The organism is Spirosoma sp. 209 (genome assembly GCF_002006735.1).
GTDB lineage: Bacteria > Bacteroidota > Bacteroidia > Cytophagales > Spirosomataceae > Spirosoma > Spirosoma sordidisoli.
On sequence record NZ_MVEC01000006.1, the window covers coordinates 588,240 to 607,706 of the forward strand.

Sequence of the window (19,467 nt, forward strand, 5' to 3'; positions counted from 1 at the left end):
ACGAGACGAAGATTCTGGGCAGTGCAATATTCCTCAGAGGCACGACGACACCATATAGCAGATAATCCTTTCTCCCGCAGAAATATAGTAACTTACTATCGCCTGTAACGAGCGTTCCCCAACCCATCGTCCTATAGGAACGTAACAGCCGCATCGTCGGCACCCACCAAACGCCCCAATCCATCGTCCCGTAGGGACACAACAGCGCAGTGTCGGCACCCACCAAACGCCCCAATCCACCGTCCCGTAGGGACACAACAGCGCAGTGTCGGTAACCAACGCGTCGGTAACCCATGCTTCCCCGAACACCACGCCCCACCTCACCTCACATCCACCGTCCCGTAGGGACGCAACAGCACCGCGTCGGTAGCCAACGCGTCGGTAACCTCAACGCCCCAAACGCCACATCCCTGCCAAAACCCACCGTCCTGTAGGGACGTAACAGCTAGCCCCGCTGGCGTCGGTAGCCAGCACGCCCGCCCCATCCATCGTCCCGTAGGGACACAACAGCGCAGCGTCGGTAGCATGTCGGTAGCATGTCGGTAGCGAACGCGTCGTTGGAATAAACCCCGCTGGCCGTGGCCGAATATGATTATGACGTATTCGGTCACGGCGCCGATACATATAACCGGCCCCAACCGGCATCGTGGCTGGTGAAACCGGGTATACAATCTATCGTCAAACGGGCCCGAAACAACTGTACTTCTGCTCACCTGCTCCGTTACCAACCATGGCCAACACCTATACGCAAATTCACCTTCACCTTGTCTTTGCGGTCAAACACCGGGCCGCCGTTATCGCCCCCGACTGGAAATACGATTTGTATGGCTACATGACGGGCATCATCCAAAACCATTCGCACAAAGTAGTCGCCATCAACGGCATGCCCGACCATGTTCACATCCTGATCGGCATGCGCCCGACCCAATCAGTTTCCGACCTGATGCAGCAACTCAAGCAGGAATCGTCCGGATGGATCAACGACAACCGGCGGACAAGCCATCGATTTGCCTGGCAGGAAGGGTACGGCGCATTCTCCTACAGCAAAAGCCAGTTACCGGCGGTTATCCGATACATCGACGCCCAGGAAGAGCATCACCGAACCCGATCGTTCATTGATGAATACAGCCGGATTCTGGATACCCTGGGCATCGACTACAACGAACGATACATATTCAAGCCCCTGGCCTGACCGATGCGGGTGGCGACCGATAGGCTATCCCTTGCTACCGACGCTGCGCTGTTGCGTCCCTACGGGACGATGGATTGGGGCGTTTGGTGGGTACCGATGCATTCGCTACCGACGCTGCGCTGTTGTGTCCCTACGGGACGATGGATGGGGCGGGGGTTTTTACGGTGCGGGCGATGCGTTTTCGGGATAGATGGCCGTTGACTAGCGGAGGACGGGGCAGGTTCGTCATCGCTTTTCGCCCTGCTGTATCGACTCGAAATCTCCCTGAATCCAGCGTGGTTTGCCTATGTAGCTGGGCGAAATAAGAAAACGGCCTGTCTTTGTGTCGAGGATAATGGACTCGCGCTCGCTGGATACGGCCTGAAACCGACGCGTATCGATCACGTCCGGCTCCGGCTGACGCTGGCTGGCGGGCGTGAAGTTGGCCAATACAAGAACACCCCCCAGGGTGAGTACGCCCAGGCAGAACGATTTCAGGTCAATCGAGAATGTGATGGTTTTCATGACTATCGAGTGGTTAATGACGTACCAGAATGAGCCGTCTGGCTGGAGAAACTACTCGGATCTGCGTAACTTCACCCAATGATTTACCTCGACAATAACGCCACAACCCGTCTTGATCCGCGCGTGCTTGACGCCATGATGCCCTTCCTGACCGATAACTTCGCCAACGCGGCCAGCACCCACCCGTTCGGTGTGTCGGCCCACGAAGCCGTGAAGGGAGCCCGGCAGCAACTGGCTGATCTGCTCCGCTGCGAAACCCACGAACTGGTGTTTACCTCAGGCGCTACCGAAGCCATCAATCTGGCCATTAAAGGCACTGCGGAGAGCTATCAGCACAAAGGAAAGCATATCGTTACCGTCCAGACGGAGCACAAGGCGGTGCTGGACGTTTGCCAGTACCTGGAGAAGCGTGGCTTTGAGGTGACGTACCTCCCCGTTCAGCGCGACGGACTGCTTGATCTAAACGACCTAAAAGCGGCCCTTCGGCCAGATACGATCTTGGTGTCGGTGATGTGGGCCAATAATGAAACGGGCGTCATTCAGCCGATTGAGCAAATTGCCCAACGGGCTCACGAAGCCGGTGCCCTGTTCATGACCGATGCTACGCAGGCGGTGGGTAAGTTGCCGATTGATGTGGATAAGTCAGGTATCGATTTACTTACCGTCTCGGCACACAAATTTTACGGCCCGAAAGGCATGGGTGGCCTGTTTGTTCGCCAGCGACGTTCCCGGGCTGGACTGCCAAATAAAGTGAAATTGGAAGCCTTATTGCACGGGGGCGGTCACGAGCGCGGTTTGCGGAGTGGCACCCTAAACGTGCCGGGTATTGTGGGCATGGGTATGGCAGCCGAACTGGCCCCCGTGGCTGACGCAAAGGAGACGCGAAGGCTCGCGTCTCTACGTGATCAACTCGAAACCGCACTCCTCGCCATTCCGGGAACGCGAATTAATGGCAGTCGTGAGCATCGGCTTTATAACACCACCAACATTTACTTCGAAAACTGCGACTCCGACGCGCTGATTATGGGCCTGGAAGGCATGGCTGTTTCGAACGGTTCGGCTTGTACGGCGGCTTCGATTGACCCGTCACACGTGTTGCTGGCGATGGGTCTGAACGAAACCGAAGCCTTTTCCTGCCTGCGCTTCAGTCTGGGGCGCTTCAACACCGAAGCCGATGTTACTACTACTGTGAAAGCCGTTAAGGAGGTAGTAGAAAGCTTGCGGGCGCTGGTTTAGCGGGTTAATCAAGTAAATTTATATCTTCGTTGGAAATTTACTTGATTAATGTTCACCCGTCACCTTCAAAAGTTACTCGAAACCAGTATAAGCTATTTCCCAGCTGTGGCTGTATTGGGTCCACGTCAGGTAGGCAAGACTACACTGGTCAAAACACTGCTAAGTACTTCCGAAAAAGAAGTTATTTATCTGGATTTGGAATACTTTGCCGATCAAAATCGGCTGCGGGAGCCCGATCTTTTTTTTCAGGCTAATCAGGATAAGGTGGTCGTGCTGGATGAAATTCAGCGGATGCCCCAGTTGTTCCCCTTGTTGCGGTCCTTGATTGATCCGCACCGGATTCCCGGTCGGTTTGTCCTGCTGGGGTCTGCGTCGCCGGATCTACTCAAGAACTCATCCGAAACCCTGGCGGGCCGGGTTGTTTACCTGGAACTTGCTCCTTTACATCTGCTGGAAGTAGAAGCGCAATACAACTACCGCGATCATTGGATACGGGGCGGCTTCCCCGATGCGCTGCAAGCGCCGACTGAACCGATTTGGCAACTCTGGATGGATAGCTTTATTCAAACGTATGTACAGCGCGACCTGCCCGACCTGGGTTTGTCGGCTCCGGCTTCTACCGTTCGTAATTTGCTGACTATGCTGGCAGGTATCCAGGGAGGGCAACTGAATTACAGCGATATAGCCCGCTCGCTTGATTTGTCCGTATCAACCGTTCAGAACTACATCAGTTTTCTGGAAAATGCGTATTTGGTTCGTCGGTTGCCGCCCTTCTTTGTCAATATCGGCAAACGATTGGTGAAGGCTCCCAAAGTCTTTGTGCGCGATAGCGGCCTGGTACATCGGCTAACGGGTATCGATGATTTCAATGCATTATTGGGTAGTGTGTTGTTAGGCGCTTCGTGGGAAGGCTATGTTGTGCAGCAAATTGTTTCGCGGCTGGCCCAGAACGTAACGCCCTATTACTACCGGACGCAAAATGGAGCCGAATTGGATTTGTTGCTGGTGAAAGGCGTTAAGCCGGTTGTTGCGCTGGAAATTCGGTACTCCAACGCCCCCAATTTAACACGCGGAAACACGCAGGCTATTATGGACCTCAGCCTGGAACAAACCCTGATTGTTACGCCCGAAGCCGACGGCTACTGGTTACGAAAAGATGTTCGCGTATGCAGCATTACCAACGTTTGGGAGGTTCTGGCGGAGTCAGGTGTGTTGGCTTAAATCTTAAAAAACTAGGAGAACGATGGCAGTAACAGGAGCCGAACACGTAGAAAAGCACCGTTTGCGGTTAAGTTTCTCAGATGGAACTACGCAAGTCGTTGACTTTGGGCCTTTTCTATTGAACCATCCTTACCCGCAGCATAACAAATACCGCCGTTTGGCCAACTTCAAGCGCTTCCGCATTGAGCGGGGCAACGTAGTCTGGGGCCGCGACTGGGATTTGATTTTCCCCGTCTCGCAATTGCATCAGGGGTATGTGGGGCCAGCGGTGTATTGATCGAGCATTATAATACGGTAATTTTCAATTTGGTGTGATGGCGAATGAGGTTAAACTCAGAGCCGTTAAATGTGATAAGCTCATCACAATATTGTTCGGCAATGGCTGTATGCAAACAGTCGCTGGTGTGATAAAAACTCACCTTGTAAGCTATCTGAGTTGCTCGTTTTAAATGATCTAACGTAACGCTTACTGGATCGGCGGCATACAAACCTGATACATAACTGGCTATGGCGTCGCGGTTTTCGCCACACTTAGCAAGTGCAAAGCCGAGTTCATTGAGCGAATGGATGGAAATAAAAAACAGGCCCTTATCGGTGGCCTGCTTCACTGCCTTTATGGCTATTGGGTGGAGTTGTGGTGCCTGCTTCTGGATGACAAAGAAGTTGACCAGCACATCAGTATCAATATAGATCATCAATGATTACCTTGCCAGTACATTTCATCAATAAGTTTATTGATGTCCACATCGGCATCTATAGTTTTGGGTGGGTGTTGCATTTGCGTCTCCTGCAATTGTTTAAACATGTTCTGTTGCGTGATAACACGTTGCTCTTCAACCGACAGCCGTTTTTCGGGACCATTCACTGTGATTATGATAGTTCCGTCTTCAGCAAACTGACTCTTGAGCTTCTCTAACCACCCAGGAGTTAGTTCCTCTTTTTTCACTACAAACGTTGCTTCCATAGTCGTATGTTGTTGACTGTTGGCAAGATAACGAAATTTCGACCTGCTTTGTGCTGGTATAAACGCTGGAGAGCTATCAGAGCGCTGGCAGTAACAAGAGCAGAACACGTAGAAAAGCACCATTTACGGTTGCGTTTATCAGCTGAAACTACGTAAGTCGTTGATTTTGGGCCTTTTCTATTGCACCACCCTCATTCTCAGCACAACAAATACCGCCGTTCAGCCCACTTCAAGCGCTTTTATATCGAGTGCGGCAACCTAGCCTGGGGCCACCATCGAGATTTAATTTTCCCCGTAGCGCAGTTGGATCAGGGGTATGTGGCATCGGCGGTTTATTGAACTATCCTTGGGGTATCGTTAGTAGAAGTCAGTGAACGAGGCCGACCGACACAGACTTCACGCCACAATTATTCTTCCAGCCGGAATTTTACTTTGTGTTTTTATATATCCAGTTGACCACCATTATAAATAGCTGTGTCTGCATGAGTCGTTCAAAAACTCGGCGTGTACCCACGACAGCATTACGCCCTGAACCGCTCTTTCAGGTGCCAATCGAAACCTTCTCGGTTAGGATAATGCACCGCCCCAACTGGTAATCGAAGCGGCTGACCGTGAAACTGACGGAGGTTGTACGGACTGGCTATATTGTCGGTCAGCAAAGGAGACACGATTACCCTGAATTGATCATCTACCCCGATCATACCCCGGTCGAAAGCGGTATGTAATGTCGGGCATAAGGCAATGCCGTTCGTGACCCTATCGTCACCAGAAATACTGATCGGAACAATATGGCAGGCCTCAACCAGTGACGAGCCACCTACAGCAATGACTTTCATGCCCGAGATAGCGCAGGTAAAATCATATACTTTGGGCACCAGCCTCTTGAACAGGCCCCCGCGTACAAAACGTGTCTCTTCGTCGTCGGTGGTTGGTTGCAGAGTTGTCTGATACGCCACCGTCCGCTCGTTTAGCAGATAGGTTTCGAGATCCTGCACATAGCTGTGCCCAGCCTGCTTAACCTGTATAAATTCGGCTTTGCGAGTTGGGAAGTACGTGTCCAGAAGTGCATTTTTCAGAATCTGCCGCGGCATATCGGTCGTCAGCAACCGGTAGAGATCATCGGTAAAGCAGGCGTAATCGAGTCGATCACTAAGTACCTGCACACTTTTGATATGGGAGTCGATGGTGGCCCCTGCTTTCGGACTCAGTAGCCAGAACCCTTCGTTTTTGAGGTAGAAGAAAGGCTGCGTAAAGTCATCTGTATGAGCGGTGTTGACCAGCAGGGCGAAGTTCTCCTTAAAGGTAGCCACCAGTTCAGGCGTGATGCCAATTCGATTCTCTGTGATATGCTGCTGCTCGATCAACTCCAGGAGCGTTAGCAGAAAAACCGGCTTGTGCGGGGCTTTGCCATAGGGAGTCCCCCCCTGCCTGAGTGTGGTAAATTTTCGTTTATAAACCGCCAGACGTTGAGTTTCGGCTGTATTCATGAGTCAGGACATTGATCGTCAAATATGCAGAAACTACCGGATTGACGATACTATCGGACAAAATCCTATTTTTAAACGCCCAATCATTTTTAACAGACAACCTGCATGAAAACACCACTCCTGGCACTTACCCTGCTGCCCCTGCTGACGCTGGCCCAGCCCAAACCGAAAAAGGCCGCCCTGCCCACCCCTGACAAAGACAAACAGACCGTACTGGCCAACCTCGACAATCGATTCGGCGAGTACGCGGGTATTTCGAAACAGATCTGGGATTTTGCCGAACTCGGGTACCAGGAAGAAAAAAGCTCGCTGCTGCTGCAGGAACAATTGAAAAAAGAAGGGTTCGACGTTCAGGCGGGCGTGGCCGGTATTCCAACGGCTTTCGTGGCTACCTACGGCAGCGGCAAACCCGTAATCGGTATTCTCGGCGAGTACGATGCCCTGCCCGGTCTGGCTACCGAAGCCAAACCCGAGTTTACGCCCATTGCCGGCCAGAAAGGAGGCCACGGCTGCGGCCATAACCTGTTCGGTACGGCGTCGATGGCCGCGGCCGTTGAGGTCAAAAACTGGCTAAAATCGACGGGACGGCCGGGTACGGTCAAGATCTACGGGTGCCCGGCCGAAGAAGGGGGCTCCGGAAAAGTGTATATGGTGCGCGAGGGCCTCTTCAACGGCGTCGACGTGGTGCTGCACTGGCACCCCGGCTCGCAGAATGCCGCCGATGCGGGTACGTCGCTGGCTAATAAGAACGCCAAATTCCGGTTTCGGGGCATCGCGGCCCACGCAGCAGCCTCGCCCGAACGCGGCCGGTCGGCCCTCGACGGGGTAGAAGCGATGAATTACATGGTGAACATGATGCGAGAACACATCCCGTCCGATACGCGGATTCACTACGTCATCACCAAAGGGGGCGAAGCACCCAACGTCGTACCGGCTTTCGCGGAGGTATACTATTACGCCCGCCACAAAGATCGCGAGGTGCTGCAAAGCGTCTGGAAACGCATCGAAAACGCAGCCGAAGGAGCCGCCAAAGGAACCGGCACCAAAGTGGAGTGGGAAGTGCTGGGGGGCGTTTTTAACCTGCTGCCCAACGTAACCCTGGCCGAGGTGATGCACCAGAACCTGAAAACCGTTGGCGGGATTACCTATACCCCCGACGAAACGGCTTTTGCTCAGAAAATCAGCGAAACCTTCGGCGAAGGCCAGAAAGTACCCATCACCAACGCAGCCCTCGTCAAAGACTTCCGCGATGCGTCAGAAAGCGCGACCAGTGGCGGCTCTACCGACGTGGGCGATGTGAGCTGGACCGTGCCGACGGTAGGCCTCTCAACGGCCACCTGGGTACCCGGCTCATCGGCCCACAGCTGGCAGTCGACGGCGGCCAGCGGGATGAGCATTGGCCAGAAAGGTATGATCGTAGCGGCCAAGACCTTAGCGCTAACGGCCCTCGATTTATACAAAACCCCGGCCCTGATCGAGAAAGCCCGCGCCGAGTGGGTACAGAAGCGCGGCCAGGATTTCAAATACGAAGCCCTGCTTGGCGACCGGAAACCCGCGCTGGACTACCGTAAATAAGCCGGAGTGTGTACCTTTGGAGCAAATTTTATGGAGTGATTACGTGATTGAGTGATTGAGCGAATAGCTACGCTATGAACCAACTACTCAATCACGTACTCGCTAACTTACTACTCGTAAAATGCTTCGAACGCACACGTGCGGAGAACTCCGCCTTTCTGACGCCAGCACGACCGTTACCCTGTCGGGTTGGGTACAAACCATCCGCGATAAAGGAGGAGTCCTCTGGATTGACCTTCGCGACCGCTATGGCATCACCCAGTTAATCCTTGAAGAAGGCGTAACAGCCGCCGACCTGTTTGCTACCGCCCGCACGCTGGGCCGCGAGTTTGTGCTACAGGCAACCGGGCAGGTTGTGGAACGGAAATCGAAAAACCCAAATATCCCCACCGGCGACGTTGAAGTACGCGTATCGGCCCTGACGGTGCTGAACCCCGCCAAACTGCCGCCTTTCCTGATCGAAGACGAAACCGACGGGGGCGACGACCTCCGCATGAAGTACCGCTACCTCGACCTGCGCCGGAATCCGGTACGCCGGAATCTCGAACTGCGGCACCGGATGGCCCAGCAAACGCGGCTGTATATGGACGGGCAGCAGTTTATCGAGGTCGAAACGCCGGTTCTGATCAAGTCGACACCCGAAGGAGCGCGCGATTTTGTGGTGCCCAGCCGCATGAATCCCGGCGAGTTTTATGCCCTGCCGCAATCGCCCCAGACGTTTAAACAGCTGCTGATGGTATCGGGCTTCGACCGTTACTACCAGATTGTGAAGTGTTTTCGCGATGAAGACCTGCGCGCCGACCGCCAGCCCGAATTCACCCAGATCGACTGCGAAATGTCATTCGTCGAGCAGGAAGATATTCTGCAGATGTTCGAAGGGCTGGTGCGCCACCTGTTCAAAACCGTGAAAGGCATTGACCTGGCCAGCGTACCGCGCATGACCTACGCCGACGCCATGCGGCTCTACGGCTCCGACAAACCCGACACCCGGTTTGGCATGGAGTTCGTTGAACTGAAAGCGGTCCAGCGATCCGAAACTTTCGACACCGTTGACCTTACTTCGGGCAAAGGATTCGGCGTCTTCGACTCGGCCGAGATCGTTGTCGGCATCAACGCGCCGGGCTGTGCGTCGTACACCCGCAAGCAGCTCGACGAGTTGACCGAATGGATCAAACGGCCTCAGATCGGCGCCAAAGGCCTGATTTATGTTCGCTACAACGAAGATGGCAGCCTGAAATCGTCGGTCGACAAGTTTTATACCGAGAGTGAGCTGAAGGCCTGGGCCGAACGGTTCGGGGCCAAGCCGGGCGATCTGATGCTGATCATTTCGGGCGATGCGGCCAAAGCCCGCAAGCAGCTGAACGAACTGCGGCTGGAGATGGGAGCCCGGCTGGGCCTGCGCGATCCGAACGTGTTCAGCACGCTCTGGGTACTCGACTTTCCGCTGCTCGAATACGGCGAAGAAGAGGAACGCTGGTTTGCCATGCACCACCCCTTTACCTCGCCCAAACCAGAAGATATCCCGCTGCTGGAAACCGACCCCGGCGCCGTACGGGCCAACGCCTACGACCTGGTCATCAACGGCACCGAAGTTGGGGGCGGTTCTATCCGGATCTTTAACCGCGACCTCCAGGCCCGGATGTTCAGCCTGCTCGGCTTCTCCGATGAAGAAGCCAAAGCGCAGTTCGGTTTCCTGATGGATGCGTTCGAGTTCGGCGCTCCCCCACACGGTGGCATTGCGTTCGGTTTCGACCGGTTGTGTTCGCTCTTCGGCGGGGCCGACTCGATCCGCGATTTCATTGCGTTCCCGAAAAACAATTCCGGCCGCGATGTTATGATCGATTCTCCCTCAACGATTGCCGACAAGCAGCTCGACGAACTGAAAATCAGGACGGTTGTCTAACCCCAGCCCTGTACTTTATACGAACCCCTGGTAGTGGCCAAAGCCCTGCCAGGGGTTTTTCAATGAATGACCCGGCTGCTCTTCGCTCATTTACATCGAATGATAAAACCACTGTTGCTTCGTCGATAAACGAAAGCCGGACACGCTCTAGTAAACCCGCTCCGCTCCAACCAGGCCCAACGACCTGTTTCTGTCATGCTGAAGCAGGAAGCCTCTCAAAGCAGTCGGCCGAAGATGCTTCCTGCGCCAGCATGACAAATAACTCAATGAAGTAATGCGCTTCTACAGCGTAATTCCTGTACTTATTTTAGGCTACGTTCAGAAAAATAATACGCAAAGCACACTGTCACACCCAATCATTAGGTTAACATATATACAAAAATTAGCTACTTGTATCGCTAATAAATTTACGTTTCATCAAAAACAAAAATTATTTATAGTCGTTTAGGCCTAATTATTGCTTATCGAGAATCAGTACCCAACCATATGGCCATACTGCACTGCCTTCCTAATAGACACTAGGAATAGTAGATTTGTAAGTACCCATCTGATTCCGTCCAACGCCCTTGAAGAAATATTACGTTTGCTGGATATGGCTCTTTCTGGCCTGTCTGTCGTCCGGTACAGTTTTCGCCCAGCTGAGTATCAGCAGCCCGGTGGCCCGCATGGTCGTCCAGCGCAACCTCTACAACGAAGCCAACATCCTGGTGGCCGGACTCGCCCCCGCCAACGCCACCGCCGTCGAAGCCCGTCTGGTGCCCCTCGCCCTGGGGCAGGGACAGCTCACGGCCTGGACCAGCCTGCCCTTCCTGGCCACCACCAAAGCCTTTCGGGGGCCGCTGCTGGCGACCGGTGGCTGGTACCGGCTGGAGGTGCGGGCCCGAAACGGTGGCACCCTGCTGACCCAGACCAGCGTAGACCGGGTGGGCGTGGGCGAAGTCTTCGTCATTGCCGGCCAGTCGAATGCCGTAGGGGGGTTTGAGCGCGAGCCCGGCGCCGACGAAGACCGGGTGTCGTGCGTCGATTTCCGGCAGGACGCGCTCGATGAGCAGTTGCTCCCGCTCCGATTCAGTCACGTCAGTTACGGCAGCAGCATCGGACCCAGCCATCCTCCGCATATCTGGGGTATGCTGGGCGATATGCTCGTTCGGCGGCTCAACGTTCCGGTTCTGTTTCTGGGTGGCGGCCAGCCCGGCACCTCCAGCGACCAGTGGCGACAGTCGGCGGCAGGCAGTACCGACGCCCAGGGAAGGCCGTACCCCTATCGGCGGCTGGGGGTAGCCTTGCAGCACTATGCGTTGCGAACCGGTGTACGGGCTATTCTGTGGCATCAGGGCGAAGGCGACATTGGCAGCAGCAACAATACCTATTTCTCTAACCTTCAGTACGTTATTCAGAAAACCCGCCAGCAGGTCGGTTTCAACCAGCTGCCCTGGCTTATGTCGCGGGTGAGCTACACTCAGGGCCAAACCAACCCCAACGTCATTGCTGCGCAGAACCGGCTCATTGCCGAAGTCAACAACGTATATCCAGGACCCTCGACCGACGACATGATCGGCCCGGACAATCGGCTGGGCGACGACGTACACATTGGTGGCAACGGCCTCCGACGCTTTGCCGACCGCTGGAACCAGGCACTGACCGACGATTTTTTCTATCAGACAGCGCCCTTTACCCCCACCGACGAGTCGGCCCTGCTCACCAGCAGCTACACACTTCCACTCACCCGCCGACCCGGCGAAACGGTACTGGCTCCTTCGCTCCGGGCCGACCCTAACGATGCGTCCAGCCAGTATTTTGCGCAGCTCCTGCGGGCGTCGGACAATAGCCTCGTCACTGAATCGGCCCGGACCACTGCCAATCCTATTCCCCTGACCCTGCCCGGCAACCTACCCGATGGGCAATACCGCCTGCGTACGCTCTCGACCCTGCCCGGTGCGGCCGGTACTCTGAGCGAACCGTTCACCGTCAACTTCTTTGCGCCCTCATTCAGCCCGCCTACCCCCACCGCGCCGAACGTGCGGGGTGGTACGCCCGACCCGGCCATTCGGCGGATGGGCTACCGCTACGAAGCCGTTGTGCCGGCTTTCTGGTTCATGGCCGAAGCCACCACCGCCGTTCAGTGCCGGATCGAACGGATCGACGGCGGCAGCTTCTCCGATACCGGCTGGTATACCGTTCCGCCCAGTTCGCAGGGGCCCGACTATACCGACTTTGCTGATTATAACTACCTGCGCAACTACCCGCCCATTACCTTCGGCGTGGGCGGGGTTCCGCCCGGCCGCTACCGCATCTCCGTCCGGAAGCAGGGCGACAGCGGAGCGGGTATGTGGATTGAAACGACATTACAGGAAGGCCGGAATACGCTCTTCATTGGCAACGAACCCGTTTCGAACATTCCTACCGTTATTACGCCAACGGTTTTGTCGCCAGCGGTACCCTGCCGGGGTAATGCATTTACGGTCGCGTTCGATCTGACCGAAAGCCCGGTCAACAGCGGCAATGTTTTCTCGGTGAAATTATCGGACGCCGACGGTTCCTTTGCCGACGAAACGACCATCGGTACGGGTACCAGCAGCCCCCTGACGGCTACCCTACCCGCATCTCTACCCGGCTCAAATTACCGCATCCGGATTGTGGCGAGCAACCCGGCGGTTGCCAGCGCTCCCCTTCCCATCGATCTGTGTACACCCCTGGCCGACCTGTCTTTAGCGCTCAGCGTCAGCACCCGAACCCCTCGGATCGAACAGCCCGTCACCGTCACGGCTGCGGTTACCAATACCGGGCCGTTTGCGGGAGCCGGTATCGTAGTGGCGTCTATGCTGCCTACGGGCCTCTCTTTTGTCGATGCCGGGTCGGCCGAGGTGAGCGTAGCCAACAATACCGTTACCATCAATACCGGATCGCTCAACAGCGGGTCAACACGCCGGTACACCTTCCGGCTCAAGCCAACCCAGCCAGGACGGTTTATCACCACCGCCCAGCTCACCGCCAGCACCATTACCGATCCCGACAGCCAGCCCAACTCCGGCACCGGCGACGGCCAGGACGATACCGCCCAGCTCGACCTGCGCACCCCCGACAGTTCGACAGCCGTATACGTGTCGCCCAACCCCAATCAGACACCGCTACCGGCCGTTCAGTCGAACCAGCCGCCAACCGACCCGGCCAAAGCCGATTTAAGCCTGCTCATGGCCAGCAGTACGCTGACGCCAAAGTCGGGCCAGGCGTTTAGCCTCAGTATCACCGTCGGTAACCGGGGAGGTACTATTGCCAGTGTGGCAACGGTACAGATTCAGCTCCCAACCGGCTGGCAGCTAACCAACAACGCGGGTCTGGTCGTAAGCGGGCAGACCGTCACGGCTACCCTGAATAACATCCTGATCAACAGCGCCAATACTGTCGTTTTATCCGTTCAGGCCAACACCTCCGGCACAGTACGGTCGCAGATTCAGACGTCTACCCAGGCCGACCCGGACTCCGTTCCCGGCAACGGCTACCAGACTGGCGAAGACGATGAAGCTTCACTAAATCTGCGTACTCAATAGCTTTCAGTATTCTTATCGACCTACTCAATACTCAATTCCTACAGGTATACTTTTTATATATACGCAAATACGCCGTTCAGTTACTTTATTTTTCGCTACTGGCCCAAGCCCTTTCATTTGTGTACAATGTGAGTTGTAAAAGACCCACCGTTCTTATTTGTACACCTTCATGGCTTTATCCCGCTATAGATGGCTGCTGGTCGGCTGTCTGCTTCCTACTATTGTATCCGCCCAGCTGAGTATCAGCAGCCCGGTGGCCCGCATGGTCGTCCAGCGCAACCTCTACAACGAAGCCAACATCCTGGTGGCCGGACTCGCCCCCGCCAACGCCACCGCCGTCGAAGCCCGTCTGGTGCCCCTCGCCCTGGGGCAGGGACAGCTCACGGCCTGGACCAGCCTGCCCTTCCTGGCCACCACCAAAGCCTTTCGGGGGCCGCTGCTGGCGACCGGTGGCTGGTACCGGCTGGAGGTGCGGGCCCGAAACGGTGGCACCCTGCTGACCCAGACCAGCGTAGACCGGGTGGGCGTGGGCGAAGTCTTCGTCATTGCCGGCCAGTCGAACGTATACGGCGGGTTTCAACGAGCGACCAGCGCTGCTGAAGACCGGGTATCGTGCGTCGATTTCCGGCAGGATAGCCTGAGCGAGCAGTTGCTCCCGCTCCGGTTCAGCCGGGCGAGTTACGGCAGCAGCATCGGACCCAGCCAGCCGCCCCACATCTGGAGTACCCTCGGCGACCGGCTCGTACAACAGCTCAACGTACCGGTCCTGTTTCTGGGAGCAGCCCTCGGCGGTACGTCCAGCAGCCAATGGCAGCAGTCGGCCGCCAGGAATATTGGCCCGACGCAGAACACCGCCGTCTATCGGCGGCTGGGGGTAGCGCTGCTGCATTACGTAAGCCGCACCGGAGCGCGGGCTGTTCTCTGGCACCAGGGCGAGAGCGACTCCTATACCGATACGCAAACCTATTTTGATAACATCCGGCAGGTGATTGAAAAGAGCCGCCAGCAAACCGGCTTTACGTTACCCTGGGTCATGTCGCGGGTGAGTTAAATCAATGGGCAAACGTTTCCCAATGTCATTGCCGCCCAGAACCGGCTCATTACCGAACTACCCGCCGTTTTCCCCGGCCCGGCCACCGATAGTCTCGTCGGCTCCGCCAACCGGCCCGACAACATTCATCTGGCAGGTGCGGGCATACCCAAATTTATCACCACCTGGCTACAATCGCTGACTCCTGCTTTCTTTCAGCAGGCCCAGCCCTACCTCCCCCCCGCCGACGCCCCCCTGATCACCAGCGGCTACACCCTGCCGCTGGCCCGACGCCCCGGCGAAACGATCATGGCAGCCTCGGTACGGAGCAATCCACAACTGACGGATAACAGCTATTTTGTTCAGCTGATCCGGACCAGCACGGGTGAAGTCGTAACGGAATCGGCCCGAAGCACCGCCAACCCCATTCCGCTGACCTTACCCGGCAACCTGCCCGGCGCTCATCGGAAAAGCGGGAGAACCATTTATTGTCAACTACTTTGCGACGCCAACGCCGACCCAGTCTGTGCTTACCCAACCCGTTGCGAGCGGAAGCCCGGCGCCTATCCTGCAGCGGGTTGGCTACCGCTACGAAACGGCCAGCCATAGTTTTTACCTGATGGTACAGGCAACCGCGGCCGTAGAAGTACGGCTGGAGCGGATCGACGGCGGTAATTTCGGCGATTCGGGCTGGACCCTGGCCCCGCCCAGCAGCCAGGCCCCCGACTACGAACAGTTTGCCGATTTCAACTACCTCCGCAACTACCCGCCTATTGCCGGGGGCGTGGGTGGGGTCGAACCGGGCCGGTATCGGGTGTCTGTCCGGCAACAGGGCAGTAGCGGAGCCGGACTTTTCTTCGAAACTCAACTGCTCAACGGCCGTGTCATCCTCTACGCAGCCCCGGAGCCTATAAGTTCTATTCCGCCGGTGTTGAACATAGGCATGGCATCGGCCAGAACCCCCTTGCGTCAGCAGCCCGCTGCTGGTCGAGATGCTGGTTGAAGGCGGCCCGATGAACAGCGGCAACCTATACCGGCTTCAGCTGTCCGATGCGAGCGGATCCTTTGCCAATCCCATCACCCTGCAGGAGTTCAGTTCAGCCGCCAGCAACCCGGCAACGATGTCTGTGCCTATACCGGCGGCAACGCCAGCGGGCAATCAGTACCGGTTGCGGATAACGGCTACCAACCCGGCCGTGAGCAGCGCGCCCAGCCCTTACTTCTCGCTCTGTAGCCAGGCCGACCTGTCGCTGTCAATGACAGGCAGTAGCCGCACGGTAGCGGTTGGAGAGCCGGTCACTTTTACGCTGACGGTAGCTAACGCCGGTCCGGCCAGCGCTGCGGATGTGGCCGTTCAGAGCCTGCTGCCCGCCAACGTAGAGATTGTCGAGATCCTATCGCCGGCCATTCGCGTAACCGATCAGACGCTTACTGCCAGTGTGGCCAGCCTGCCGACCGGCTCTAAGGCCGACTTTGTATTTCGGTTACGCCCTACCCAACCCGGCAGCTATATAACAACGGCTCAGCTAACCAGCAGCAGTGCCCCCGACCCCGACAGCCAGCCCAACTCCGGCACCGGCGATGGGCAGGACGATACCGCCCGGCTCGACATGCGCACCCCGGACCACAGTACCAGCCGGTTCGAATCGCCCAACCCCAATCAGACGCCCCTACCGGCTGTACTGCCCAACCAGCCGGCGCCCGATCCGACCAAAGCCGACCTGAACCTGTCGATCGTCAGTGACCGCCTGCTGATGCAGCCCGGCCAGATTGTAAGCGTAAGTATTACCGTTACCAACCAGGGTGGGCTACCCGCAAACTCCGTACGGGTTGGGTGCTCTTTTCCGCCCAGCCTTGCCTTTCTGGACAGTCCTGCGCTGAGTGGCGGATACGGATTCGTAGCGGGTACGTTTGCTTCCATTGCGCCGGGACAGTCGGGTACCTTCTGGTTTAGAGCTACCGCTACGCAAGCCGCTCAGGCCCTCGTTCAGGCTCAGATCATAGCCGCATCGGCAGCCGATCCCGACTCCCGCCCTGGTAACGGATACCTCACTGGCGAAGACGATACGGCCAGCCTGTTTCTAACTATCCCTTACTAGGACAACCTATATATCATTTTACAAATAAATAATAGATCTATTATAAGCAAAGTAAGCATACCGATTAATAAAATGACGTAACGGATTTGAGGCAGATTGTTTACTTTACCTAGTGTAATCCAGGTCGGTTTTGTGAGCCGACCTGGATTGTCATCATCTATACTACACCTCTTTATTAACCATGACCACACCAAGCCAGATAGCCACGCTGGTGGTTACGCTACTATGCCTGTCAGGCCTTCAGAGTAACGCACAAACCTTAACCACCTCCAACCTGCCTGTCGTCATTATCGACACCGAAGGGCAAACCATTAACGACGAACCAGGTATCGTTACCAGCCTGAGTATCATCAATAACGCCAGTGGCATCAACTCCATTACCGATATACCCAACGAGTACCAGGGAAAGGCCAAAGTCGAGTTCAGAGGGTGTTCCAGCCAGAACTTTCCGAAAAAACCGTACGGAATCGAACTCCGCAATTCCACGCTGGTAACGGAATCCATCGACAGGGCGCTGTTCGGCTTTCCGGCCGAAAGCGACTGGGTACTCAATGCCTCCTATACCGACAAATCATTCGTCCGCGACCCGCTAACCTACTACATGGCCAACCAGTCGGGGCGTTATGCCTCCCGGGTCAAATACGTCGAGCTGATTATCAATGGTGCCTACCAGGGTATTTATATTTTTCAGGAGCGGGTGAAGCGTGACGCCAACCGGGTCAATGTCAGAAGCCTCAACCCCGACGATACCAGCCCCGCCCGCATTACCGGTGGTTATATTGTTAAGGTCGACAAAAACTGTGGCGACTTCGATCCGAACCATGTCTGGTCATCGAACTACATGAGTCCGGGCGGCACTATTCCCCACCAGTGGGCCACCCATTACCCGAATGATGAAGACATTACCGCCCAGCAGTTCAACTACATACAGGGCTACATCGACGAGTTCGAAACTACGGTCAACAGCACCTCCTGCTGCAACGCGACCAACGGCTACTCGAAATTCATCGTTGAAGATACCTTCATCGATTATTTCCTGCTTCAGGAAGCGACCAGCAATGCCGACGGGTTTCGCATCAGTGCCTACCTGTCGAAGCAGCGCGACGCCGACGGGGGCAGGCTATCGGCCGGACCAGCCTGGGATTTCAACCTGGCCTACGGGTTTCTGACAACCCCGTTCGACGGCAACACCCAAACGTATCAGGGCTGGCGCTATTCGGCGCCCGGCGACGGCACCTTTCCGGTACCGTTCTGGTGGGCCAAGCTGCTGACCTGCTGCCAGTATGCCAATAAACTGGTGACCCGGTATAAGCAACTCCGCCAGACCGTCTGGCAGACGAATACGTTACTGGCTTATATTGATACGCAGTACGCGCTGCTGAACCAGGGCTCGCTGAACCGCAACTTCACCAAATGGCCTATCATCGGCGTACAGGTCTGGAATGACCAGCCGTCCTACGTGGGGGCCACCCAGCTCGATGAAGTCAATCAGGTAAAAACGTGGCTGACCAACCGACTGGCCTGGATGGATGCCAACATCAACTCCCTGCTGGTGGAGCCACTGGCAACGGGCGCCCTGTCTACAACGGCCTCGGCCATTGGCCAGGGACAAACCGCCCAGCTGACGCTGGCCTTTACCGGTTCAGGACCGTGGTCGTACACCCTCTCGCCGGGTTTGAGCGGCTCGGCCGTCAGCAGTCCGGTCACACTGACCGTACAGCCCACTACTACGACTACCTACACCCTGACGGCTATACGCAACGGATGCGGAACGGGTACGGCTTCGGGTACGGCCGTTATAACTGTCCTGATGCCCGCTGATCTGTCGCTGGCGTTCTCGAGCGACCGGCGGACAGCTTCGGTTGGAGAACCGATCCAGTTTCAGCTGGCCGTGACCAACAGCAGCCCCGAGTCGGTCAGTCTGGTTCAGCTCGAGAACCGCCTGCCTCCGAACCTTACCTTTACAGGCAGTCCGACGCCGGGCGTAGCGGCTGTCAGCGAGGTAGTATCCATGACCGCTACCAATCTATCAGCGGGTCAGACCATGCTGTTCAGCTATACCGTACAGGCTACCGCGGAGGGAACGTTCCGCAATGCGGCTCAGATTGTTTCGGCCAGCCTGCCCGACGCCGATAGCCAGCCCAACTCCGGCACCGGCGACGGGCAGGACGACATGGCCGAAACCGACCTTCGGGTGGGCAGTTCGGTTAGTCTGTTCGTTTCGCCCAATCCCAATCAGACCCCACTCCCCCCCGTTCTGTCCAATCAGCCGCCCACCGATCCCGCCCTGGCAGATTTGAGCGTGGCCCTCGTCAGCAGTCAGCTGGCTGTACTGCCTGACCAGCCTTTTAGCCTCAGCCTGATTATTAGTAACCGGGGTGGTGCCGCTGCGGGTAATGTGGGGGTGCAGGCCGAGCTCCCCGTCGGCTGGCAACTGACCAGTAATGCGGGCCTAAACGTTAGCGGCCAGGTCGTATCAGGAATCGTATCAACGCTGGGAGCGAATGCGCAGGCTGTGGTAGTGTTACCGATTCAGGCCAGTACGGCAGGCACTGTACAAGTCCAGATTCAAAGCAGCACCCCTGCCGATCCGGACAGCACGGCCGGCAACGGCTACACCAACGGCGAAGATGACACGGCCAGCCTGACGCTTCGGGTTCGCTGACAGAAACGAGAGGCAACGGCAGGGCCCGGCGTATGAATCGCCG

General features: G+C 56.4%; 16 protein-coding genes. 12 read left to right on the forward strand and 4 right to left on the reverse strand.

Features of this window, described 5'->3' with window-relative positions:
• Nucleotides 1-730 precede the first annotated feature (730 nt).
• Nucleotides 731-1,192: an IS200/IS605 family transposase gene (tnpA, locus tag B1C80_RS13485; protein ID WP_077921686.1), complete on the forward strand. Its 462-nt coding sequence runs from the start codon at nt 731-733 to the stop codon at nt 1,190-1,192.
• Nucleotides 1,193-1,417: 225 nt separating this feature from the next.
• On the opposite strand, the gene B1C80_RS13490 is transcribed toward tnpA, so the two are convergent.
• Nucleotides 1,418-1,696, reverse strand: a complete 279-nt coding sequence (locus B1C80_RS13490) for a hypothetical protein (RefSeq protein WP_077921687.1) — start codon at nt 1,694-1,696, stop codon at nt 1,418-1,420.
• 78 nt (nt 1,697-1,774) lie between these two features.
• Between B1C80_RS13490 and B1C80_RS13495 the strand changes: the two genes are divergently transcribed.
• Genes B1C80_RS13495 through B1C80_RS13505 form a run of 3 tightly spaced genes read left to right on the forward strand, consistent with a single transcriptional unit; the run spans nt 1,775 to nt 4,430 of the window.
• The gene (locus B1C80_RS13495) at nt 1,775-2,932 is read left to right on the forward strand and encodes a cysteine desulfurase family protein (protein ID WP_077921688.1); all 1,158 of its coding nucleotides are present in this window, start codon (nt 1,775-1,777) and stop codon (nt 2,930-2,932) included.
• 48 nt (nt 2,933-2,980) lie between these two features.
• Nucleotides 2,981-4,153 carry an ATP-binding protein gene (locus tag B1C80_RS13500; RefSeq protein WP_077921689.1) on the forward strand — a complete coding sequence of 391 codons (1,173 nt, stop codon included), beginning with the start codon at nt 2,981-2,983 and terminating at the stop codon, nt 4,151-4,153.
• Nucleotides 4,154-4,175: 22 nt separating this feature from the next.
• Nucleotides 4,176-4,430, forward strand: coding sequence for a DUF2442 domain-containing protein (locus B1C80_RS13505; protein WP_077921690.1), 255 nt, complete (start codon nt 4,176-4,178; stop codon nt 4,428-4,430).
• A 7-nt stretch (nt 4,431-4,437) separates the two neighbouring features.
• On the opposite strand, the gene B1C80_RS13510 is transcribed toward B1C80_RS13505, so the two are convergent.
• The 3 genes from B1C80_RS13510 to B1C80_RS13525 all read right to left on the reverse strand — a co-directional run bounded on the left by B1C80_RS13510 (nt 4,438) and on the right by B1C80_RS13525 (nt 6,604).
• Nucleotides 4,438-4,848 (reverse strand): PIN domain-containing protein, encoded by a 411-nt coding sequence (locus B1C80_RS13510; protein ID WP_077921691.1) that lies wholly within the window; start codon nt 4,846-4,848, stop codon nt 4,438-4,440.
• Complete coding sequence (locus B1C80_RS13515) at nt 4,848-5,117, reverse strand: hypothetical protein (protein ID WP_077921692.1); 270 nt, start codon at nt 5,115-5,117, stop codon at nt 4,848-4,850. Before B1C80_RS13515 ends, B1C80_RS13510 begins: the two co-directional genes overlap by 1 nt.
• Before the next feature lie 521 nt (nt 5,118-5,638).
• Complete coding sequence (locus tag B1C80_RS13525; protein ID WP_077921693.1) at nt 5,639-6,604, reverse strand: HNH endonuclease; 966 nt, start codon at nt 6,602-6,604, stop codon at nt 5,639-5,641.
• 105 nt (nt 6,605-6,709) lie between these two features.
• Here B1C80_RS13525 and B1C80_RS13530 point away from each other — a divergent pair, with 105 nt between their 5' ends.
• The 8 genes from B1C80_RS13530 to B1C80_RS13550 all read left to right on the forward strand — a co-directional run bounded on the left by B1C80_RS13530 (nt 6,710) and on the right by B1C80_RS13550 (nt 19,424).
• The gene (locus B1C80_RS13530) at nt 6,710-8,179 is read left to right on the forward strand and encodes an amidohydrolase (RefSeq protein ID WP_077921694.1); all 1,470 of its coding nucleotides are present in this window, start codon (nt 6,710-6,712) and stop codon (nt 8,177-8,179) included.
• Nucleotides 8,180-8,300: 121 nt separating this feature from the next.
• Complete coding sequence (gene aspS, locus B1C80_RS13535) at nt 8,301-10,082, forward strand: aspartate--tRNA ligase (protein WP_077921695.1); 1,782 nt, start codon at nt 8,301-8,303, stop codon at nt 10,080-10,082.
• A gap of 566 nt (nt 10,083-10,648) precedes the next feature.
• Nucleotides 10,649-13,630, forward strand: a complete 2,982-nt coding sequence (locus tag B1C80_RS13540; RefSeq protein WP_077921696.1) for a sialate O-acetylesterase — start codon at nt 10,649-10,651, stop codon at nt 13,628-13,630.
• Nucleotides 13,631-13,799: 169 nt separating this feature from the next.
• On the forward strand, nt 13,800-14,681 hold the full coding sequence (locus tag B1C80_RS28710; RefSeq protein ID WP_236648758.1) for a sialate O-acetylesterase: 882 nt from the start codon (nt 13,800-13,802) through the stop codon (nt 14,679-14,681).
• A 288-nt stretch (nt 14,682-14,969) separates the two neighbouring features.
• On the forward strand, nt 14,970-15,269 hold the full coding sequence (locus B1C80_RS28715; RefSeq protein WP_236648759.1) for a hypothetical protein: 300 nt from the start codon (nt 14,970-14,972) through the stop codon (nt 15,267-15,269).
• The gene (locus tag B1C80_RS28720) at nt 15,187-15,663 is read left to right on the forward strand and encodes a hypothetical protein (RefSeq protein ID WP_236648760.1); all 477 of its coding nucleotides are present in this window, start codon (nt 15,187-15,189) and stop codon (nt 15,661-15,663) included. Before B1C80_RS28715 ends, B1C80_RS28720 begins: the two co-directional genes overlap by 83 nt.
• Nucleotides 15,653-16,759, forward strand: a complete 1,107-nt coding sequence (locus tag B1C80_RS28725) for a DUF11 domain-containing protein (RefSeq protein ID WP_236648761.1) — start codon at nt 15,653-15,655, stop codon at nt 16,757-16,759. Before B1C80_RS28720 ends, B1C80_RS28725 begins: the two co-directional genes overlap by 11 nt.
• A 181-nt stretch (nt 16,760-16,940) precedes the next feature.
• Nucleotides 16,941-19,424 (forward strand): CotH kinase family protein, encoded by a 2,484-nt coding sequence (locus B1C80_RS13550; protein ID WP_077921697.1) that lies wholly within the window; start codon nt 16,941-16,943, stop codon nt 19,422-19,424.
• The last annotated feature ends 43 nt before the right edge of the window (nt 19,425-19,467 follow it).